Below are 21850 nucleotides of genomic sequence, written 5' to 3' on the forward strand. Positions count from 1 at the left end.
TTTCATATAAAAAAAAACTTTATCATCGAGTTACAGGATGGATTTGTGAAATTATTATTGTTTGGTGATGTCCATTGTGATGAAAATGTCTGCAAGCACATTGTGGAATTGTCAAGGCAGGCGGATGTTGTCATTGGTGTAGGTGATTATGCCACCTTCCGCAAAGGCCTTGAGAAAACCATTGCCAGTCTTGCCATCATTGAAACGCCAACCTTGCTTGTGTTTGGAAATCATGAAAGTCCTGATGAGCTTTCCCGGGCCTGTGCATCGTGGCCATCTGCCAGTATGCTTCATGGAGAGGCAGCCACCGTAAATGGGCAGACCTTCTTTGGCATTGGCGGCTCAACCCCGGTGACCCCCTTTGGTGAGTGGTCTGTGGATGTACCAGAAGATGTGGCGGAAGCTCTGCTTGCCAAAGCGCCTGATAACTGTGTTCTTATTACCCACTCCCCCCCCATGAACTGTTTGGATCTTGCCCGGAACAACCAGCATCTTGGCAGCCGGGCCATCCGGGAATTTATTGAAACCCGGCACCCGGGCCTTGCCGTGTGCGGACATATCCATGAAACCTGGAACTGCCGGGACATCATTGGAACTGTTCCCGTAATTAACCCCGGTCCCGGGGGTATATTGATTGATTATCCGTTTTTGAATTAATTTGTGAACCCATATATTCCAAGGAATTTTCGGTTTGCATGGATGGAGACGATAAGGTCCATAAGCCAAGCCTGATTTCACTGCCCGCCCATGACCAGGCCCCAAAGTCTTATTCATCAGGAGAAAAAAGCATTTGAAGATCCAAAATCTTACCCATGCCGGAAAGAATAATCTCACCCTCACCATTGATCATTTTGAATTGCCCCGGGGAGAATCCCTCCTGGTGTGCGGCAGAAACGGCAGTGGTAAATCCCTTTTGGTCGGAGTGCTCACAGGGGGCATTGTTCCGGACCAAGGGGAGGTGACTCTTTCATCCCGGGTGTCATTCCTGGGATTTGACCTGGAAGCACATATTCTGGAAGAAGATCGAAAAAATGACTGCAGCGAAGAGATGGAAGGGGGCATTGACTGGGGTCGCAGTGCCGGAGAAATCATCGGATATGGTCGGAACCGCACGGCGGCCATTGAATTGTCGGACATCAGGAATCTTCTGGAAAAACCTTTTAAAATTCTGTCCACCGGAGAAATCCGCAAGGTGCTCATGGCTCGGGCCCTGGCAGCTGATCCGGATATGCTCATACTGGATGCCCCCTATGCCGGTCTGGACATACAGTCCCGGGAACAGCTTACCCACATTATAAATACCATCATCGGCCAGGGCACAGCGGTGATTCTGGTGGATTTCTATCATTCGGATCTGCCCTGTGCCATTGAAAACATGATTTATCTTGAAAAGGGGAAAATTGCCCTGAATGGAAAACGTGATGCCGTGGTGGGTTCCCAGGAATGGCAGGATCTCAATAACCATGACATTTGTCTGCCCCACCATCTGCCCGATTGCTTCACCTATGATCATCTGAACCCTGAAGCCCCCTTTGTGCTGGCAAGAAATCTATCGGTGTCCTTTAATGATATCCCGGTTTTCACCAATTTGAATTGGACGTTCAAGCCCGGGGAAAACTGGCATATTCTGGGCCCAAACGGTTGCGGCAAGTCTACCCTGTTGAAGCTCATCTCCGGAGACAGTACCAAGGCCTATGGCCAGGATCTGACCTTGTTTGGCATCAAACGGGGCAGTGGGGAAAGCATCTGGGATATCAAGCGGCATTACGGCATTGTGGGGGCGGAGCTGCATCGGGATTACCGGGCGGGTGTGACACTTACAGGGGTGGTGCTTTCCGGCTTTTTTGACACCATCGGCCTTTATGATACCCCCACATCCACCCAGATTGCCGTGGCAAACCAGTGGATTGATTTGCTGGATCTCGGAGATAAAGCCCAGACATATTTTTCCAATCTTTCCTATGGGGAACAGCGTCTGGCCCTCATTGCCCGGGCCGTGGTGAAATTGCCGTTGATTCTTATTCTGGATGAACCCTGCCAGGGGCTTGACAACATCAATCGTGCTCGGGTGCTTGCCCTGATTGATTATATCAGTCATAATAGCAATACCCATATTTTGTTTGTGAGCCATGATCCCAGGGATCATCTGGCGTGTCTTACCCATCAGTTGAGGCTAGATGCCCACCCTTTTTCAGCTTGACCCCTCACCCATAAAATTTTTGGAAGATGCCTGATAGAACATCTCAATTTTGAATCTGAATGTAGATTAACATTATCAATTGGACCAGGGCGAGTATCCGTGCTAACCCCGTTGATAATGAGAATTATCAATCAAATATATCTGTGGAGCAGATGGCTGCTGGGCATTGTTTTTATTTATGCCGGAGCGACCAAGCTGGTGGAACCCCGGGTTTTTGCCGTTTTAATTGAGGCTTATGGCATTGTGCCGGACCTCTTTATTTACCCCTTGGCGGTCTTTCTGCCCCTTCTTGAGGTGGTGGCAGGTGTCCTTATCCTCATGGATGTCAGGGGCAGCCTTGCCATCATCTGTGGATTGACGATTTTGTTTATGATAATTCTCGGGTATGGCATTCACATGGGACTGGATGTGGACTGTGGCTGTTTTGGTCCTGAAGATCTTGAAGCACAGGCCTTTCATGGTTTGAGGCAGGCATTTGTCCGGGATAGTGTCATGCTGGCAGATATTATATTTCTTTATATCTGGCGCAGGTATCAATGCATTCGTCCCCGGCCCTTTAACTGGATGTTTATGAAGGGTCTTAGAGAAGTCTGGCCGGGCTGATCTGTGGTCGTTATTTGTCCAAATCCATGCAGGTCGGGAAATTCTGGGAATAATGACCCGGCCCAAAGTGCAAGATATTTTAAATCTCCCCCCCAAAAAAAAGTTCAATTAACAGGAGCAATAAAGATGAAAAATGTGAAACAGGCTATTAAATGGATGGTGCTGGCATGTCTTGTGGTGAGCGTTGCCTCCCCTGCATCTGCCTTTCTGGGCAATAAGTTTGAAAAAGAATTGGAAAAAGAAGCAGACTCAGTGAAGCTGGTGCGCGAAATCCAGCGGGGTAATTATGATGTAGTGACAACCGCTGAGCTGAAAAAATGGATTGACGAGGGTAAAGACATGGTCATCGTGGACACCATGCCCTACGAAGCCAGCTACAAAAAAAATCATGTGCCCGGTGCGGTTCAGTTTTTGTTTCCCATTCCGGACATGAATCAGTGGGATGCCAATGAGACCGACGGAAAATCCCAGGCCGATTATGTTAAGCTGCTGGGAAACGACAAGGACAAGGTCCTTGTGATTTACTGCGGATTTGTCAAATGCACCCGGAGCCACAATGGTGCCGCCTGGGCCGCCAAATTGGGATATAAACATGTATATCGGTACACCGGAGGTATTTTTGCCTGGAAGGGTGCAGGTTTCCCTGCGGAAAGTGTGAAGTAACAGCCATGGAACCCTTGATACTTAGCCCCATGAAAAATGAGGGCAAACCCGCGGCCATGGATGTTGCCGTTTCCCTGAAGGAATATGCCAGAAATCTGTATGAGACCCGACAGCTTTTGTGCTCGGAAGCCGTGCTTGTGGCCTTGAACAAAGGGTTGAACGGGGGGCTTACCGAACAGCAGGCCGTGGCCATGGCCGCACCTTTCTGCGTGGCCATGGGAGACAGCGGCTGTCTGTGCGGTGCCCTGAGCGGAGCGGTGCTGGGTGCTGGCCTGTTTATCGGAAACAGTAATCCCTATGCCCATCGTCGGGAGATGCGAAAAAGCGGCCTTGCCCTTCACAATACATTTAAGGCCGCAAATGGTGCCACCTGCTGCCGGGTACTGTCCAAAAAAGTTAAGCATGATAAAAAAGCACACTTCACGCAGTGTGCCGGTTTGACGGCGGATGCCACGGAAATGGCAGCCCTGCTTATTTTAAACAAACGACCTGAATTGCTGAAAGCTTTTGACGGGTCTACTACATTAAAACAGCATGGGCGATTGGGTGCCATGATGTCGTATCTCTTTCGCTGGTTTTGACAGTCAATATTCGGCCAGCACCCCATCTTCACTTATTTGGGCCTGCTCACATAGCAATAGGATGCTACGCAGTCCCAACTAAGCGAATATGGGGCACTGGCCAAACATTTACGTGAATAAGCCGAATATTTACTTTTGACAGGACGTATTCCCAATTTTTTCGGCATTATCATAGCATTCTATGAAGCTGTTTTTCAGGCCAACGGGGTCAGGCTTGTGTTCCTGGCGTTATTGACCACAGCCTGTGCAAAGGCCAAAACCACCGATATTGCCAATAACGAAAGCCTGAGTCCACCCCAATGTGGCCGATGGTGTGCCCCCCCCCTACGCAAGCCTGACCCCGCCCCCAAATGGCCGATGCTGTCATCCGGCCCGCTATGCCTTATGAGCTTGTTCCCCAATTATGAGGTCCGGGCAATGGTATGATCAAGCCCCAAAAATGCAAAGGCTGAAATCAGATCAACGACTGAAAAAATAGAGTTGATCCATTCCTGAAAACGTGTATAATCCCTTTTTGTTTTTTTTGCAGGTTTTTATTTTTATGGCGGACGAGTGGAATCCCGCTTAATAAATTCTCCCTCACTAATGATAATCAGATCATGGTGCCGGAGCCCGGGCAACATGAAAAGGTGGCTATGCTTACAATTACCAGACAGTTTAAATTTGATGCAGCCCATCGGCTGTTCCTCAAAACCCTCACCGACCAGGAAAACCATGAGATTTTCGGCAAGTGCAGCAAGGTTCATGGGCATACCTATTGTTTAAAGATCACCATTTCCGGCAAAGTTCAGCCCACCGGGATGATCCTGAACTTCACGGACCTTAAAAAAATTGTTGAAACCCGGATTCTCTCCCGCTATGATCATTGTTTTCTCAACGATCTTGAAGAGTATACGGATCTGCCCACCACGGCAGAGAACATGGCCCTTTATATCTTTAAGGAATTGTCTGCCTGTCTTAAGGCCAGGGATTTGACGCTGACTAGTGTTGAGCTTTATGAGACTCCGGATTCCTGGGCAACGGTGACCCCGGATGTCTGAGCCTGGAGACACGTTGAATCCAGCTGATGGGTTGAAGTCAGTTGGTGGCTTTAAAGCTGTTTGTGGGTTGCAACCCGGAAATGAATTTACGTCTTCAAAAGGCTTTTTATCCCCTGAATCTGGCCTGGATGTTAAATCTTACCCGCCCCTCCCCCTGCCGGATATGACCCTTGAAGTCTCGGAAATATTCACATCCATCCAGGGAGAAGGCCCCTTTATGGGACGACCTGCTTGTTTTTTGCGGCTCAGTAAATGTCTGCCTCCCCTTTGTCCCTGGTGTGACACCAAGCACGCCTGGGAACCGGGTGAATGGATATCCATTAAAATCGTAGCAGCCAGAATAATGGCATCTGGAAACAGCCTTTGTGTGATCACGGGGGGAGAACCCTATCTGCAATGGAATACCGGTTTGCATTGTCTGGAAAAATATCTTATTGAAAAGGGCTTGACCGTTCAATATGAAACCAGTGGAAAGGTATTAATCCCGGAGGATTCCAGAGGCTTTAAGGTCTGCTCACCCAAGTATCTTTCCGATGTCTGGCATTATATCCCGGAAAACACAGCCCTTGCACATTGTTTTAAATTTGTTGTCAGGGAAGACTTTACAGCTGTGAAGGCCTTTATAAAAAAATACCATATCCTTGCAAACGATGTATGGATCATGCCCTTGGGTGCCCACAGGAATGAACAGCTGGATCGTGCTTCTATGATATGGGATTTTTGTGTGAAAAATCATTATAATTTCTCACCACGTCTTCATACGTTGATTTTTAACAACCAGCAAGGAGTTTGACATGGTTGATGCAATAATTGTCCTGTCCGGCGGCATGGATTCAGCCGTGCTTATGGCAGATGCCCTGAAAAAGGGAAAAACCCTTGAAGCCATAAGCTTTGACTATGGCTCCAAACACAATGGCCGGGAACTGCCCATGGCCCGGGAACTGTGTGAAAAATTCAAGGTGCGCCATCAGATTATTTCACTGCCCTTTATCAATGAACTTTTTTCTTCCAGTCTTCTGTCAAGCGGAGATGCGGTTCCGGATGGAAGCTATATGGCATCAAATATGAAGAGCACCGTTGTTCCCTTCAGAAACGGGATCATGCTTTCCATTGCCGCCGGGTATGCCGAATCGGTGGATGCTTCTGAGGTGCTTCTGGGTTCCCATTCCGGGGATCATCATATTTATCCGGACTGTCGCCCGGAATTTAACAAAGCCTTTTCCGATGCCGTTCATATCGGCACCGATGGCAAGGTTCGTATCTGTTTTCCGTTTTCGGATCTCAATAAAAGAGACATTGGTGATCTTGGCAGAACGCTGGGGCTTGATTTCAGCCGGACCTGGACCTGTTACAAGGGTGGAGAGATTCATTGTGGTACCTGCGGGGCCTGTGATGAGAGAAAATTTGCCCTGCGCCATGAAGAAGGACTTGATGTTACAAAATATGAGCAATAATCCCATGCAAAAAAATACAGCCTCCGGCATTCCCTTGGGCAGACAGGTGGGCCACAGTAAAACCTACGATCCATCACAACTTTTTTGCGTACCACGCCGGGATGCCAGAAAAAACCTGGGAATTACTGAATCGCTTCCTTTTTATGGGGTTGATATCTGGAATGCCTATGAAGTGTCCTGGCTGGATAAAAATGGAAAACCCTGTGTTGCCGCAGGTGAGATCCTGTTTCCATGCACCAGTGAAAACATTATTGAGTCCAAATCCCTTAAGCTTTACCTCAATTCATTTAATTTCACCCGGTTTGAATCACCTGAAAACGTCCAAGAAACCATTATCAGAGATTTGAGCTGCCAGGCCGGGGCCGCTTCAGGTTCAGGCAGGGTAGAAGGAGGATATTCAGGTGCAGCTTCAGCTGGAGGGACTGATTCAGTTGCAGGGCCAGGGGGAGGGTTAAGGGTGGAAGTCAATCTTTTTATGCCCGAAGCCTTTGACATGCTTGCAATCAAACCACCCCGGGGAACATGCCTTGATGGCATTGAAATTAAAGATGAAATTGACGCATATGAGTTGAACCCCTCTTTTTTAAAAACACTCCCCGGCAAGGTGGAGGAAACGCTTTTTTCAAATCTTTTAAGGACCAACTGCCCGGTGACCGGACAGCCCGACTGGGCAACTGTTATGATTCATTACAGGGGCAATATCATGGACCACGAAGGCTTGCTTCGTTATATTATTTCCCTCCGGCAGCACGAAGGTTTCCATGAAAATTGCGTGGAGCTGATTTTCATGGATATTTTAAATCAATGCTCCCCGGAGTTTCTCACCGTGCAGGCCAGATTCACCCGGCGGGGAGGGCTTGATATTAATCCTTGTCGTTCCACCGCTGAAACCCATTTTTCCAATACCCGGTTTGCTCGGCAATGAGACTCTATTTTGAGGGCCTGACGCCCATGCGGTGACCCATCCCTATTTTGATTCCCTATTGAATAGATGAATGGAGCGATCCGCAGCCGAGGCTTCATTTAACTGTGGTATCTGGATGTCCTCCCACTTTTGAAGCACTTTGGGGTCATTGACCACAAAAACAGGGCAGTCTGCCCGGAAACTGACCCGTTCCACAACGCTTCCACCATACCACTTGCCGGAAGCAACTTTTGTATGAGAGCCGAGAATGATTAAATCGGCATCTATTTGCTCTGCACATTTCAATATTTCTTTATGGGGAAGAACCCCGGGCCATATTTTGTAGTTGTGCGGCGTGCCATCAAGGTATGTGTGGCAGAACTCTTTGAGTTTTTCCTTAAGAATCTCCATATCTGTTTCGAAATTGGAGCGGTTGTATTTGGGATAGGGCAGAATGGGGAGCATGAAAAAAGGATACAGGATCGAATTGAAATTCTGGGACAATTTTACGGAAACGCATAATCCACATTCGCACGACAGGGAAAAATCTATTCCCACAACGATATTTTTAAATTTAAGTTTTTCTGTATTAACGGCGTTGTTGACTATCATCACGGGGCAATCCTGCCGGGAGATAACCTCCTGGACCGTACTTCCTATTTTTCCGGCCACCCGGATGACGCCTTTTTTTTCAGCCGCTCCTGAATGGGGTCCAAGGACGATGAGATCTGCATCAGTTGTGTCTGCATGAAAGATAATTTTTTCCCAGGGATATCCGGTGCAGATGCTTAACTGCCTTGTCTCAGATGGCATCAATGCGTTTCCATAGGTCCTTTTCAATGCTGACCTGACTTCATCAAGGTAACCATGGCTGACGGGTATCTCTTCATTTGTCCTGAAATGTTGAACCAGATCCCGGTTGACCGTGGACGCGGATTCCAGAACATGGAGGATGTTTAAGTTCGCCTGATATTGGTTTGCCAGGTCAATGGCGGTCAATGTTGGTGTGTCAACCTGCGTTACCATATCAGTTGCAACCAGAATACGTTTAAACATATTTTCCTCCTTTCGCTTTCCCAAAGGCTTTGACTAATAAATGCCGGATGCATTTTTCAAGGGGAAGTGCGGTATTTACGATGATATGACGAATACTGTCGTCACAGGAAAGGGGTTGGTATCGAGATTTCAAGGCATTGAAATTTTCAAGCCTGGCATCGGAAACCGATGGGGTGAACTGCCGCTCTAAAAGCCGTTCTTTCATGATGCTTTCTGGGGTTTGACACTCAATAAAAACAGGTGTTATGCCCTTTTCTTTTGTAAGGGCAATCAGCTGCTCACGCTGACTTGCCCTGCTGAAGGTTGCATCCAGAATTACGGAAGAACCCTTTGCGAGCTCCTGTCGGGCACGGTGTAAAAGAGTTTTATAGGTTAATTGTGTGCCTGACGATGAATATATTTTTTCTTTAAACCGGGTGCCGCCGCATTCATGGGGCTCCAGGCCAAAAAGGGTTTTGCGAATGATATCGGAGTGCAGGGGTTCAATTTCAAGGGCTTGGCCCAGGGCGTTGGCGATGGTGCTCTTTCCCGTTGCAGGCATTCCGCAGATGATCCAGATGCCGGGCCGGGAAAATTCAAGTGCATATTCATGGGCAAGATCAAGGTGTTTGTGCATCTCCAGGGTTTTTTCTTTCCGTTCCCGGGCTGTTATTTCCGGTGATGCAAGAAAAATACAATTGACTTTGTACCTTACAAACGTACGATAGCATTTATAAAAGTTCAGCATTAAAAAACCGTTTAAATCATCCGTGATTTTAAGGTATTCATTTAAAAGATCGTCCCCAATCCCAGGCACTCCACGAAAGTCCAGATCCATCAACAAAAAGGCAATATCACTGATCATGTCAATATGACGTAAGCGCTCATTGAATTCAATGCAGTCAATGATTTGAATTCCCGTATCGGTAAAGTATATGTGCTCGGTGCGCAGATCACCGTGGCAATCCCGGACTTTTCCCGTCTTGAACCGATGAATGAAATAAGATTTCCGGGTCTGTAAAAAGCAGAGCGTTGCCTTCTGAACTGCTTCCCAGGTCTCTTTATAAGGCAAGGGTTTGCTGAAGGCCTGGGTTTGTCTGAAATTTTCACGGCAGGCCTCCAGGATATTTTGCCATCCCTCTTCGGCAGTCAGGTGTTCACTGATGGGTGCATGCACATAAAACTGAGCAAGTTTTTGACCAAGATCGGTGATATCGTCCCGGTTGATTTCTTGGCGATTTATCATCCGGCACAATGAGTGGGAATCATTTAATTGACGCATTTTGACAGCATATTCCACAATGTTTCTTTTTCCGCCAAGAACATATGTATTCTGCTTGAAAGATATGGGAACAACATCCAGATAGATATCTTTGGTTAATCTGCGGTTTAACATGACTTCCTGGTCGCAATAGAATCGCCTTTTATCAATGCTTGAGAAATCAAGAAACCCCAGATCCATGGGTTTTTTAATTTTATAGGCATATGGGCCGGTTAAAAATACCTTTGAGATGTGGGTTTCCAATGATTTTATCAGGGATGTCTCATGGGGATAAAAGGCTGGCGTTGCCATGGTGCGGAATAGTTTTTGTTGATTTTCTGTATTCATCGCAACTCCTTGGAGTCACAAATATTGAGTCGTCTATAAAGATGCGACAATGGAACCGTGGGGGGACGCTCTAAGGTTCCTGAATGACGGGCATCAAATGGAAATAAAATATCCCATGCCGCTATATTATTGATAATACAGGCCTTGGAAGGGGATGTCAACCATTGGCGGCGGGTTCGCATGGACAGTCATTTATGGGGTATTTACCCCAAAATGGCCCATGCTGTGACCAAGCCCCTTTTAGGGCAATACTTCCCGAAAAATGTGATTGTTGCTCCAATAAACGTAAACTGGCAAATGACCAAGCCCCTTATTTCTTTATGGACTATTTGGTATTCATTGGCTACTCTTATCATGTTGTATTTCAGGGGCTGCGCTGGGAAAGCTTTAATCGTTAACAGGAGAATAAAAATGGAAAAACACACACTTTTTATGTTGAATCCCTGGATGGATGCCGATGGCCAAGGCCCCTATTATTGCCCGGGTTGCGGTGTTGTGGAAGGTTTTTTTGCCTATTCCATGGAGGTGAAAGCAGCCATTGATATTGTCCATGTGGATTTTAAAAGGCCGCGTAAAGAGGTGGTTGAAAAGTTGGGGCTTGAAAATCAGGAGTGTCCGGTTCTTGTCCTTGGTCGGGATGTTGAGCCCCCTGAAAATGCCAAAAAAAGTTTTTCCACGGGCAGATATTTTATTGATGAACCGGTGGGGATATGTAATTTTCTGGGAAAAATATTTGAGGGGATTCTGCCTCATCCGTGATATCCGCGTCCATGACGTGGGTGGGGTAGTGTTTACTACACAATGTCATGGCGGTGTAAGCTAAAAATGGCGTAATTTAAATAAATTACGCCATTTTGTTTGCATATTTATGTTAGGTCATTTTCAGAACGGGATGTCATCATCCCCACCCTGAGGCCCAGTCATGCCCGGATCTGCAGGGCTGACGCCAGGTCCTGGTCCCCCTTGATATCCACCACCGGCGGGAGCACCACCCTGGGGGGCTTTCGGGGGCTGGTATCCCCCCCCTTGATATCCACCACCACCGCCCTGTCCCCCCTGATATCCACCGGGAGCACCGCCACCTGCACCGCCGGGGCTGCCAAGGAATTGAACGACATTGGCAATAATATCAGTTGAATAGTGGGTCTGTCCTTCTTTTTCGTAGGTTGATGTCTGAAGTCTTCCCTCCACATAAACCTGGCTGCCCTTGGAAAGATACCGTTCGCAGTTTTCACCCTGTTTGCCAAATACGGTGATTCTATGCCATTCTGTTTTTTCCTGCTTTTGACCCGTATTCTTATCTGTCCAGTTTTCGCTGGTGGCAACGGCCAATTTTACCACGGCCATTCCCTGGGGGGAATATCGGATTTCCGGGTCTCGCCCAAGTCTTCCAACTATAATTGCTTTATTGACGCCTGCCATGAAATACTCCTATATATTAATGGTTAGAGTTTGTTCTGCTTTTGTAGGTTTGGTTCCAGTCTGGCCCCATTGGCCCGTCAGATTTAGCGGGCCAATGGGGCCCAGGTTGTGACGGGTGGCCCATGTCGTGATCAAGGCCACTTTTGTTTTTGTACCTTAATCTGAAAGATCCGTCAATTGTGCCTTGCAATTGAAAATTTCGGGCTTGGTCATAGCATGGGCCATTTATCATATTTGATGGGCCAAGGGGGTCAGGTTTGTGTTGTTGTGTTCTTGGTAAGGTTTTGTATTTAAAATAAAATTTAAGTGAATGTGTCAATAACGCAAGCCTGACTCCCAACAGGGGTGGCCCATGTTGTGACCAAGCCTGGATTTTGCATAATCTGACTTCTTATGAGATAAGAAGCAAAAATGTTGGCTCATGTGGTATTAAAGCAGGGGCAGCATCTTGGCATTTTCAATCTTTATTGTGGGCGGACATGGGGCACGAAATACAACACTCCGCCCGTGGCGGTTATTATGATATTGTTTACAGGGAGATCAGGCATCTGTAATGTGCGGTATTTGTGGTGAGATAAGGTTTGACCGGAATAGAGTAGCGGTCGGTACAATTGAACGGATGATGACGCGCCTGGAGCGCCGTGGCCCCGATTTTGGGGCTTTTAAATGTGACGGCCACGTGGGGATGGGACACCGCAGGCTAAAAGTGATTGATCTTTCCGAACACGCCAATCAACCACTGGTGGCAGAAGAACAAGGCCTTACATTGGTCTTTAACGGCACCATCTATAACTATCCGGAGCTTCGACGTGAGTTGATCAAGCAGGGGGAATTATTTCGTTCAGCCGGTGACAGTGAGGTGATTTTGCACGCCTATGCGGTATGGGGTGATCAGTGTGTTGAGCGTTTTAACGGCATGTTTGCCTTTGCCATCTGGGATGCTCCACGTCAGCGACTGTTCATGGCCCGGGATCGTCTCGGAATTAAACCGTTTTATTACAATGTCACTCGGCGTGGATTACGCTTTGCTTCCAATACCCAGTCCCTGCTGGCAGCAGGGGATGTGGATACCACCATTGATCCTGTGGCACTGCACCATCAATTTACTTTGCATGGAGTTATTCCTGCACCCCGCACCATTTTCAAGGGGATTCAGAAACTGGCTCCCGGTCATACACTGGTTGTTGGAACTGATGGGACCCAGCGAATGCATCCGTATTGGAATCTCAATGCCCAGCGCCCGTCCCGGGCAAAAAGTCAGAAACAGTGGCAGGAAGCGATTCACAGGAGCCTTCAGCGGGCGGTGAAACGTCGTCTTGACATTGCCGATGTGCCTGTGGGCGTGCTTCTTTCCGGGGGGCTTGATTCAAGCTTGCTTGTGGGGCTGCTGGCAGAACAGGGGGTTAAGGATATCCTTACCTTTTCCATTGGTTTTGAAGATCAACCTGAAGAGCAGGGTAACGAGTTTGAATATTCTGATCAGGTTGCTCAGATGTATGGCACCCGACACCACAAGATTATCATTCCCAATGAGGAGGTGATCACGCGGCTTCCCGAGGCCATTGCCGAGATGGCCGAGCCCATGGTAGGGCAGGACGCCGTGGCTTTTTACCTTTTGGCCGAGCAGGTCTCAAAACAGGTAAAGGTGGTGTTAAGTGGCCAGGGAGCAGACGAGGTTTTTGGCGGTTACTTCTGGTATCCACGCATGGTGCAGGCAGTGGGCAATGACCTGGAACGCTTTTCACGACAATATTTTGATCGGGATCATCCGGAGTTTTTGAAGACAGTTACCGCACCATACCGTGGAGATGATCACACCTCGGCTTTGATAGGTAAACTTCTGTCCTTGCCGGGTGCGGACGATTATCTTGATCAGGTGCTGCGTCTGGATGTCACCACCCTCATTGTTGATGATCCGGTCAAACGGGTGGATAACATGACCATGGCTTGGGGGTTGGAGGCCCGGGTGCCTTTTTTAGATCACGAACTGGTTGAACTGGCCATGCAGATGCCCCCTGCCATGAAGCTGGGCCCCAGGGGAGATGATTTCAAGTATGTGTTAAAGCAGATTTCCCGTGGATTAATTCCCGATGCGGTGGTGGATCGAAAGAAGGGCTATTTTCCGGTACCGGCGCTGAAATATGTGCGTGGACCATTCCTGGAGATGATGCGTGATACCCTCAACTCCCATGCCTGCCGTCAACGGGGACTTTTTTCCCGTTCCTATGTCCAGGGGGTGCTGGATGCTCCGGATGAACACTTTACTCGCCTCCAGGGTTCCAAACTGTGGCACCTGGCCCTGCTTGAGATGTGGCTTCAGGCGCATGTGTGACCCAGCCCCATTTCCATTTTCCCGGTTTGCTTATAAAATGGTTCGTTTGGCATAGTTGCCGGGGCCAACGGGTTCAGCTCACCCCCTTTTAGTTTCTTGTTTACATGGCAAAAAAGCCGGGATATATAAAATAAATGAAAAAAACAGCTTTGGAAAAAAGAATCAAGAGACGAATTACCGCCAGGGAGCATGTTTTCTTTGCCGCCTGTGCGCCGGGAATGCAGAGACTATGCCACCGGGAACTTACGCAGCTGCTGCCCGGACGAGAAAGTATCACCATGATTCCTGGTGGTGTTGAATTTTCAGGCAGCGTTGAAGACTGTTACAAAGCCAATCTTTATCTTAGAAGTCCTTCCCGGATTATTATGCGTATCGGGACCATTAAGGCGGAGAATTTCAGAACCCTGGAAAAAAAGTTCCTGGAAGTGGAGTGGGAACTTTTTTTAAAAAAGGGGATGCCCTTTTCCTGTGATGTGAGCACAAGCCATTGCCGATTATATCACAGTGATGCCGTTGCCAGTCGGGTGGGAAATTGTATTATTGATTATTTTGAGAAGTTGCCCCCGGGGCAGGGTGCTCTGGTTGCCCATCGGCTTCAGGATGCGGGGCAGCGAATTTTGATCCGGGGTGTGGATGATCGCTTTGAGATTTCCCTGGACAGCAGTGGTGACGGTCTTTACAAGCGGGGGATAAAAAAAAATGTGGGGGCCGCACCCCTTAGGGAAACCCTGGCCTTTGCGCTTCTTTCAGCGGCTGGATATACCCCGGGCCAGGCCCTTGTAGATGGCATGTGCGGCTCCGGTACCTTTTCGCTGGAGGCTGCCATGATTAATCGAAACATACCCCCGGGAATGTTTCGTACATTTACCTTTGAAAACTGGCCCTGCTTCAGTGAGAACCAATGGCAATATTTAAAAAATGAGGCAGCAAAGGAAGTGGTTTTGCCTTCGCAGCCGCTTATCTTTGCATCGGATCTTGATTCACAATGTCTTGATGCCCTGGAAAAAACGGTGAATACCTTTGATTTTTCTTCCAGCATCTCTGTATTTCAAAAGGATTTTTTTGATCTGACCCCGGCAAGACCTGACCCCGGCGTGGTGGCCCTGAATCCGCCCTATGGTAAACGCATCGGAAGTCCTGAAACCATCCAGGCACTGTTTGAACGAATCGGCGAAAAACTGGTATCTGATTTTAAGGGGTGGACAGTTGTTATTATCATGCCTGATAAAAATCTGGCAGACTCTTTTCCTTTTACCTGTCGATGGGTGCCGTTGTTCCATGGGGGGCTGGATCTTTACGCAGCTGTTGCAAAGATTTAAAGCGAGTTGATGGGATGATGAGGGCTTTAATTTTAATTTGGGAGCATTCCCATTTTCCCGGGTTGTTTACAATGTGGCAAGCCTGATGACCCCACCAAGGGTGGCCCATGTTGTGACCAAGCCCAAAAATCTTAATAATGCGAGCCTGAGCCTTCCCTGATTAATTCTAGAAACGGGAAAATGGGAAGACGCCCTTTTAATTCTTCCGTGAGGTTTCTTTATGGTTTCTTCCAAACACCTTCCAAAAAAATATGATCGTTTTAATGATGTCATTACCACAATTGATTCCCATACAGAAGGGGAGGGGACCCGATTGATTGTGGATGGCCTGCCGGAGATTCCCGGCATCACCATGATGGAAAAGCTCAACTATTTCAAAAGCCATCATGACGGGGTTCGATGCCTTTTAACCAGAGCACCCAGGGGGGATGAAATCCTGGCGGCCATGGTCACGGATAATGTGACCGAGGATGCGGCCTTTGGTCTCCTGTATATGGATGCCAAAAGATATCCATATCTGTGTGGACACGCCACCATTGGGGCGGTGGTGACCCTTGTCCAGTGCGGCTATCTTGTCCTGAAGGAAGGGGAAAACACGGTGCCGGTGGATACGCCATCCGGTGTCATGACAGTGACCGTTAATGTCCGGGAGGGAGAGGTGGAAACGGTGGCCATGGATATGGTGCCTTCCTTTGTGTATGATACCGGCAGGGAGATTACAGTGGAGGAGTTTGGGAAAATATCCATTGATCTGGTGTGTACCGGCGGATTTTTTGCCATGGTGGATACCAGACAATTGGGTATTTCTCCGGTGATTGAAAATAAACATGTGCTGGTGGACCTTGGCATGAAGATCATTGATGCCGCCAATGAACAGCTTAAGGTGGTGCATCCCCAAAGGCCAGATGTTAACACCGTGGATGTCACGGAGTTTTATGCCTCAACGGATGAGATTCCGGCAACATCGGGCCGGGGCATGGTGATCTACGGCGAGTCCCACATGGATCATTCCCCCTGCGGCACCGGCACCGCCGCCAAGCTGACCCTGTTCCACCATTACGGTAAAATAGAGATGCAGCAGCCCTATATCAATGCAAGTCCCCTGGGTACCACCTTTGAAGCAAAACTTGTGGGCAGAACAAAAATCAATAATCTGGATGCCATGATCACCAGGATAAAGGGCCGGGCCTGGGTCACCGGTATTCATCATTTTGTCCTTGACAGGACGGACCCTTTTAAAGAAGGATTTATCATCTGATGATCTCCACTCCTAATTTAATTTTGTTCAATGGAACGATTCATACCCTGGATACTGACCTATCCTTTGCCACCGCTGTGGCCATATGCGGGAAACATATTAAGGCCCTGGGTAATGACAGGCAGATCCTTGCCTTGGCAGGTCCCGACACCCGTAAAATTGATCTGGAAAAGAAGCTGGTACTGCCGGGGTTTACAGATACTCATTTCCATTTTTACGAGTGGGCACTGAATGTTAATAGTATTGATTTTTCAGGGATTTTCAGCTTTAAAGATATGGAAAATGTCATTGGAGAAAGGGTAGAAGAACTTGCCCCCGGCAGCTGGATATTGGGCCAGGGGTTCAATGAATCCGACTGGCCGGAAAACAAAATGCCCCTGCGTGCTGACCTTGACCGGGTGGCCCCCCATCATCCGGTGTGCATCTGGCGATGCGATCTTCACCTGGCCGTGGCCAATTCCATGGCCCTTGAATGTGCCGGTATTGACAGACATACGCCAGACCCCGCCGATGGGGTGATTGAAAGGGATGCCACTGGCAATCCCACCGGTGTGCTCAAGGAGCTGGCCCCCAACCTGGTGCGGGATGCCCTGCCGGAACTGTCAGAAAAAGCCCTTCTTGCCAATATGGAAAAATGCATGTCCCGGGCCCATGCCTTGGGATTGACGGGAATTCATGATATTCGTCTCATGGGAGGCAAAGAAGGAGCCAGGGCTCTTGGGGCCTTGCAGACCCTGAACGCCCGGGGAAAATTGAGGCTTCGTTGTTATGCGTCCCTCCCCGGCGAAATGACAACCCAGGCCGTGGAGCTGGGTCTTCACACCGGATTTGGAGATGAATTGCTGAAAATAGGGCATCTGAAATTCTTTGCCGATGGCGGCATGGGGGCACGCACGGCATGGGTCACGGAGAAATATCTGGATGCGGATTACGGCATGGCATTGACTTCGGTGGACGATATTGAAGCCGCTGTTACCCTGGCCGACAGTGCCGGGCTTTCTTGCATGGTCCATGCCGTGGGAGATCGTGCTTGCCATGAGATCATCGCCATGTATGCCCGGGTTGAAGCCCGGGGAAAAAGCCGGTGCACCATTCCCCATCGTGTGGAGCATGTTCAGATGATTCTGCCCGAAGATCTTCAGCGTCTGAGCACATTGAAAAATCTGGCGGTTTCTTGCCAGCCCGCCAACCTGAGCTTGGATATTTCCATGATTGACCAGTGCGTCGGAGAGCGGGGAAGATTTGCCTATGCCTTTAAACATATATTAAACACCGGGGTTCCACTGATGCTCAGTTCCGATGCTCCGGTGGCCGATCCCAATCCATTTGCCGGTATTTATGCTGCTGTGAATCGTAAACGTATGGATAAAACCCCCCGGCAGGGCTGGTACATGGAACAGGCCCTTGATGTGACCGAGGCCGTGAAGGCGTATACCCTTAGCCCGGCTCTTGCCTCCGGGTGCGGTGGTGTTCTGGGTTCCATTTCTGTGGGGAAGCTTGGGGATATGGTGGTGACGGATCGGAATATTTTTGAAATCCCGCCGGAAGAAATCATTGCAACCAAAGTGGTTATGACCCTTTTCAACGGCCAGGTGGTCCATGGATGACAGGCTGCGCAAATTCCAGTATCTGGAAACCATCTTTGAACGCTCTGCCGATGGATTGATGATCTGTGATGCGGAGGGCCGCATATTAAAGCTTAACCGCAGTGCTGAAAGACTAAATGGGATACGTGCCCAAGATGTGCTGGGAAGGAAGGTCGGTACCCTGGTAAAACAGGGAAAACTGGATCGCTCCGCCACCCAGGAAGTGCTGGAAACAAGGCGGCAGGTCAGTGTGGTCCAGGTGACTCCCAAATCAGGCTACACCCTTCTGGTTACCGGAACACCGGTGTTTGATGACAACCATGACATTGCCTTTGTGGTGGTAAATGAACGCGATATTTCCCTGATAGAGAACATGCAGCAGGAGCTGACCCGGACCCTTCAGGAATCGGAAAAAATCAGAAATGAGCTCACAGAGCTGAATCTGCTGGAATTAAAAGAAAACAATATTGTGGCCCAGAGCAATCCCATGAAACAGACCCTGCACCTGGCTCTGAAGCTTTCCGGCATTGACGCATCCAGTATTCTGATCCAGGGAGAGTCTGGGACGGGTAAGGGATTACTTGCGAAATTTATTCATGCCCACAGTTCCCGGAGAAACCAAACCTTTATCCAGATCAATTGCGCTGCCCTGCCGGAAAATCTTCTGGAGGCGGAACTCTTTGGTTACGAAAAAGGGGCCTTTACCGGGGCAAAAGAAACGGGTAAACCCGGCCTTTTTACCCTGGCATCCGGGGGCACACTGTTTCTGGATGAAATCGGTGAAATGCCCCCGGGTGTTCAGGCCAAATTGTTAAAGTGCCTGGATGACCATGAAATCATGCCCATTGGAGGGACCACTGCCAGGAAGATTGATTGTTCCATCATCGCTGCCACCAACCGGGATTTGAAGCAGCGGGTTTTCAATAAACAGTTCCGGCTGGATCTGCTCCATCGCCTGAATACCTTTCCTTTGTCAATTCCCCCTTTGCGGGAGCGGCCGGAAGATATCCTGGAACTGGTGAGACTGTGCCTGAAAAAGTACAATAAAAAATATAATCGCAGGACGCATATGGGATACAATGCCTTTGAAGCATTGAAATCCTACGCCTTCCCCGGAAACGTAAGGGAGTTGATCAACATCGTCAAGCAGGCCGTGGTCATGTGCGATCGAAAATTACTTGATGATTATATTATCCACGTCACTGCCCCTCCAAAGATATGCCCCCCAGCGGTTAAAGCCGCCACAAATCCCACCGACCTTCCCGGAAAGCTCATGGCAGTGGAGCATGATATGCTCTTACAGGCGGTGCAGCAATGCCGGACCACCCGGGAGGCAGCTGTCTTTCTCGGAGTCAGTCAGCCCACCGTTGTAAGAAAATTGAAAAAACATGGCATGGGCCGCCTCAGCGGGTAGTCTTGATTCACTAATAAATCAAAATTATTTAAATTCCTGTTATGTAGAGTTTTATTGAATATTCTGGCTGGATTCAACTATGAATCTAAAGCAATAGCCTGTTAATCTGGCGTGTTATGATCGATCGATTGATTCATTTATGAATTAATTTTTCTGTGCGGCAGGTGTACTGTGGGTTCCTAAATGATTAAATAACTTATAAATTCAGTCTCATACAAAATAATATTTGCAGGGGTATGCTATTTGTAGTTTTTAATATTGAGTGTTGAATTTGCTTTGATTCAATGTTTAAGTTTTTTCTACTGATTTTGCGAGAACGGGCTCAGGCTTGTGTTATTGGCGTTATCGGCCAAAGCCGGGACGCACCTGAAACGCCACCTATAATGCCCATAACTCCCTATTACATGTCAATATAAAAAAAACTTGATCATCGAGTTTGAAGGCCCAATAAACAGGATTTTATTTATGAAAGAAAAAACATGGAAACCGTGGTTGCTGCTATCGCCTTCATTGGCTGCTGTTTTTTTACTTCTTGTGGTTCCGGTGTGTTTTGTCATCGTGTATAGTTTCTGGCTCAGAGCCCCCAGTGGTCAGGATATTCCTGCATTTCAGATGGGAAATTATGCCAAGTTCTTCGCAGATTTCTTTTATCCATCTGTTCTTTTAAAGACGTTGAGAGTGGCTCTGGAAACCGTTATCCTTTGCCTGATCATGGGTTATATCCCTGCGTATTTCTTCTATAGGACAGAATCCCGGCTTAAGCCCTATCTGATGGTTCTGGTCATGCTTCCCTTCTGGATCAGTTTTATCATCAGGACCTTAAGCTGGATTAACATCCTGGGGGATTCCGGTTTGATTAATCATGTCCTGCTAAAGATGGGCCTCATCAGCACACCCTTTGCCATGCTGTACAATGAGGGTGCCGTGATCATGGGGCTTTTACAATATCTTCTGCCCTTCATGATCATGAATATCTATGTGAGCCTGGACGGTATTGATAAAAGTCTGACAGAAGCGGCCAAGAGTCTCGGGTGCACAGAATGGCAGGCTTTCCGGGAAGTGACTCTGCCCTTGAGCATGCCCGGGGTAAGTGCCGGGTGCCTTCTGGTATTTGTGCTTACCTGCGGTACCTATCTGCCTCCCATGATCCTTGGCGGGCCGGGGAACGGCATGATCGCTAACCTGATTTTTAAACGGGTGATCGGAACTCTGGACTGGCCCTTTGGATCAGCCATCAGCACCATCTTGCTTTTGCTGCTGATTCTAATTGTTTATACCTATAACCGCTACCTGGGTATCAATCAGATTTTTAAATCCATGAGCAATACCTGATCGGATTGGAAAAAGGGCCGTCGACGCTCCGGGGCCGGAGCGGGGGGGACGTTGGGGGAGGCATAATGCCATTTTCATTTTTCGTTGTGGCCGCTGCTCATTGCCATGTGGGTGATGGAAAAACAGATTAAGGATCTAATATGAAAAAACTGATTTCCGGATGGACATTGATAAAACTATATACCCTGCTGGTTTATGTGTGGATGTTTACACCCATAGCCGCAGTGGTGATCCTGGCATTTAATCCCCAGCAATTTGGAACCTTTCCCATGGAAGGCTTCAGTTTCAAGTGGTTCGTCAAGCTGTCCCACAACGCCACCATTTTGGATGCCTTCAAAAATTCCCTGGTGCTGGGTGGCTTTACTGCGGTGTTTTCAACAGCCATTGGGGTGCCTGCAGCCATGGCCTTTATTCGATATGATTTCAAGGGCAAGGAATTTTTAAATACGCTGCTCATTGCCCCCATCATGATTCCCGAGGTGGTACTGGGGGTGGCCTTGCTTCTGTTCATCCGGTGGCTGCAGCAGCCCAAAAGTTTTGCATTGCTGCTCATCGGGCATGTGGTGCTCACCTTGCCCTATGTGTTGCTCATTGTCCAGGCAAGGCTTGTGGGGATAAAGAGAGAATATGAGGAAGCGGCACTGTCCCTGGGAGCCAATCCTTTTCAGGTTTTCAAGGAGATTACCTTTCCGTTGCTTGCACCTGCCATTTTTGCCGGCATGCTTTTTTCTTTTACCATCTCCTTTGATGATGTTACAGCAACCCTTTTCTGGGCAACGGCCCAGAATCAGACGGTGCCTGTAAAAATATTCGGTATGCTTAGAAATTCCATCAGTCCGGAAATTAATGCCCTGGGTGCGGTTATGATCGTTCTCACCGTTTCCATTCCCCTTGCTGCGGGTTATGTGACCCGGCGCTTTGCCAGGGGGAGCAAGGCTATCTGAAACAAACGGGCTTGATCACAACATGGGTCACCCCGTCGGCCCAAACGGGGTCAGGCTTCCGTTTTATAAATGTTTGGCCAGTCTCCCGTATTTGCCTATTTGGGACTGCGTAGCATACGTATGCTATGTGGTCTGGCCAAAATAGGTGAAGATG

At 48.4% G+C, this 21850-nt stretch carries 20 protein-coding genes; 17 read left to right on the forward strand and 3 right to left on the reverse strand.

All coding sequences use genetic code 11. From position 1 onward, the window contains the following. From ACYQ2M_RS21610 to ACYQ2M_RS21650, 9 genes are all read left to right on the forward strand, one after another. Nucleotides 1–657, forward strand: a 657-nt coding sequence (locus tag ACYQ2M_RS21610) for a metallophosphoesterase family protein (protein WP_459918468.1), incomplete at its 5' end; no start/stop codon positions are given. A gap of 133 nt (nt 658–790) precedes the next feature. Further along, nucleotides 791–2200 (forward strand): ATP-binding cassette domain-containing protein, encoded by a 1410-nt coding sequence (locus ACYQ2M_RS21615; RefSeq protein WP_459918469.1) that lies wholly within the window; start codon nt 791–793, stop codon nt 2198–2200. 99 nt (nt 2201–2299) lie between these two features. Then, a complete protein-coding gene (locus ACYQ2M_RS21620) occupies nt 2300–2803 on the forward strand; it encodes a MauE/DoxX family redox-associated membrane protein (RefSeq protein WP_459918470.1) in 504 nt (167 codons plus the stop codon). 126 nt (nt 2804–2929) lie between these two features. Next, nucleotides 2930–3466 (forward strand): rhodanese-like domain-containing protein, encoded by a 537-nt coding sequence (locus tag ACYQ2M_RS21625; RefSeq protein WP_459918471.1) that lies wholly within the window; start codon nt 2930–2932, stop codon nt 3464–3466. Between the two features lie 5 nt (nt 3467–3471). Continuing rightward, nucleotides 3472–4047, forward strand: coding sequence for a C-GCAxxG-C-C family protein (locus ACYQ2M_RS21630; protein WP_459918472.1), 576 nt, complete (start codon nt 3472–3474; stop codon nt 4045–4047). A 635-nt stretch (nt 4048–4682) separates the two neighbouring features. Beyond that, a complete protein-coding gene (locus ACYQ2M_RS21635; RefSeq protein WP_459918473.1) occupies nt 4683–5087 on the forward strand; it encodes a 6-carboxytetrahydropterin synthase in 405 nt (134 codons plus the stop codon). Between the two features lie 217 nt (nt 5088–5304). Continuing rightward, the gene (locus ACYQ2M_RS21640; RefSeq protein ID WP_459918474.1) at nt 5305–5880 is read left to right on the forward strand and encodes a 7-carboxy-7-deazaguanine synthase QueE; all 576 of its coding nucleotides are present in this window, start codon (nt 5305–5307) and stop codon (nt 5878–5880) included. Between the two features lies 1 nt (nt 5881). Continuing rightward, nucleotides 5882–6541 (forward strand): 7-cyano-7-deazaguanine synthase QueC, encoded by a 660-nt coding sequence (gene queC, locus ACYQ2M_RS21645; RefSeq protein ID WP_459918475.1) that lies wholly within the window; start codon nt 5882–5884, stop codon nt 6539–6541. A gap of 4 nt (nt 6542–6545) precedes the next feature. Next, nucleotides 6546–7466: an NADPH-dependent 7-cyano-7-deazaguanine reductase gene (locus ACYQ2M_RS21650; RefSeq protein WP_459918476.1), complete on the forward strand. Its 921-nt coding sequence runs from the start codon at nt 6546–6548 to the stop codon at nt 7464–7466. A 42-nt stretch (nt 7467–7508) separates the two neighbouring features. On the opposite strand, the gene ACYQ2M_RS21655 is transcribed toward ACYQ2M_RS21650, so the two are convergent. After that, nucleotides 7509–8501: a universal stress protein gene (locus tag ACYQ2M_RS21655; RefSeq protein ID WP_459918477.1), complete on the reverse strand. Its 993-nt coding sequence runs from the start codon at nt 8499–8501 to the stop codon at nt 7509–7511. Continuing rightward, complete coding sequence (locus ACYQ2M_RS21660) at nt 8494–10089, reverse strand: bifunctional aminoglycoside phosphotransferase/ATP-binding protein (protein WP_459918478.1); 1596 nt, start codon at nt 10087–10089, stop codon at nt 8494–8496. Before ACYQ2M_RS21660 ends, ACYQ2M_RS21655 begins: the two co-directional genes overlap by 8 nt. A gap of 411 nt (nt 10090–10500) precedes the next feature. Here ACYQ2M_RS21660 and ACYQ2M_RS21665 point away from each other — a divergent pair, with 411 nt between their 5' ends. Next, the gene (locus tag ACYQ2M_RS21665) at nt 10501–10848 is read left to right on the forward strand and encodes a DUF3088 family protein (protein ID WP_459918479.1); all 348 of its coding nucleotides are present in this window, start codon (nt 10501–10503) and stop codon (nt 10846–10848) included. Nucleotides 10849–10971: 123 nt separating this feature from the next. Here ACYQ2M_RS21665 and ACYQ2M_RS21670 read toward each other — a convergent pair whose 3' ends face one another. Then, nucleotides 10972–11511 (reverse strand): single-stranded DNA-binding protein, encoded by a 540-nt coding sequence (locus tag ACYQ2M_RS21670; RefSeq protein ID WP_459918480.1) that lies wholly within the window; start codon nt 11509–11511, stop codon nt 10972–10974. Nucleotides 11512–12064: 553 nt separating this feature from the next. Here ACYQ2M_RS21670 and ACYQ2M_RS21675 point away from each other — a divergent pair. The 7 genes from ACYQ2M_RS21675 to ACYQ2M_RS21705 all read left to right on the forward strand — a co-directional run bounded on the left by ACYQ2M_RS21675 (nt 12065) and on the right by ACYQ2M_RS21705 (nt 21696). Then, nucleotides 12065–13843 carry an N-acetylglutaminylglutamine amidotransferase gene (locus tag ACYQ2M_RS21675; RefSeq protein ID WP_459918481.1) on the forward strand — a complete coding sequence of 593 codons (1779 nt, stop codon included), beginning with the start codon at nt 12065–12067 and terminating at the stop codon, nt 13841–13843. 134 nt (nt 13844–13977) lie between these two features. Then, the gene (locus ACYQ2M_RS21680) at nt 13978–15162 is read left to right on the forward strand and encodes a THUMP domain-containing class I SAM-dependent RNA methyltransferase (protein WP_459918482.1); all 1185 of its coding nucleotides are present in this window, start codon (nt 13978–13980) and stop codon (nt 15160–15162) included. 220 nt (nt 15163–15382) lie between these two features. Then, nucleotides 15383–16420, forward strand: coding sequence for a proline racemase family protein (locus ACYQ2M_RS21685; protein WP_459918483.1), 1038 nt, complete (start codon nt 15383–15385; stop codon nt 16418–16420). Continuing rightward, nucleotides 16420–18027 carry an amidohydrolase gene (locus ACYQ2M_RS21690; protein ID WP_459918484.1) on the forward strand — a complete coding sequence of 536 codons (1608 nt, stop codon included), beginning with the start codon at nt 16420–16422 and terminating at the stop codon, nt 18025–18027. The genes ACYQ2M_RS21685 and ACYQ2M_RS21690 overlap by 1 nt, the downstream gene beginning before the upstream one ends. Then, the gene (locus ACYQ2M_RS21695) at nt 18020–19420 is read left to right on the forward strand and encodes a sigma-54 interaction domain-containing protein (protein WP_459918485.1); all 1401 of its coding nucleotides are present in this window, start codon (nt 18020–18022) and stop codon (nt 19418–19420) included. The genes ACYQ2M_RS21690 and ACYQ2M_RS21695 overlap by 8 nt, the downstream gene beginning before the upstream one ends. Nucleotides 19421–19885: 465 nt before the next feature. Then, entirely contained in the window at nt 19886–20752 is an 867-nt protein-coding gene (locus ACYQ2M_RS21700; protein WP_459918486.1) for an ABC transporter permease, read from the forward strand. A gap of 140 nt (nt 20753–20892) precedes the next feature. Beyond that, a complete protein-coding gene (locus tag ACYQ2M_RS21705) occupies nt 20893–21696 on the forward strand; it encodes an ABC transporter permease (RefSeq protein ID WP_459918487.1) in 804 nt (267 codons plus the stop codon). Nucleotides 21697–21850: the final 154 nt, after the last annotated feature.

The sequence above is a fragment of the Desulfocicer niacini genome (genome assembly GCF_054657595.1).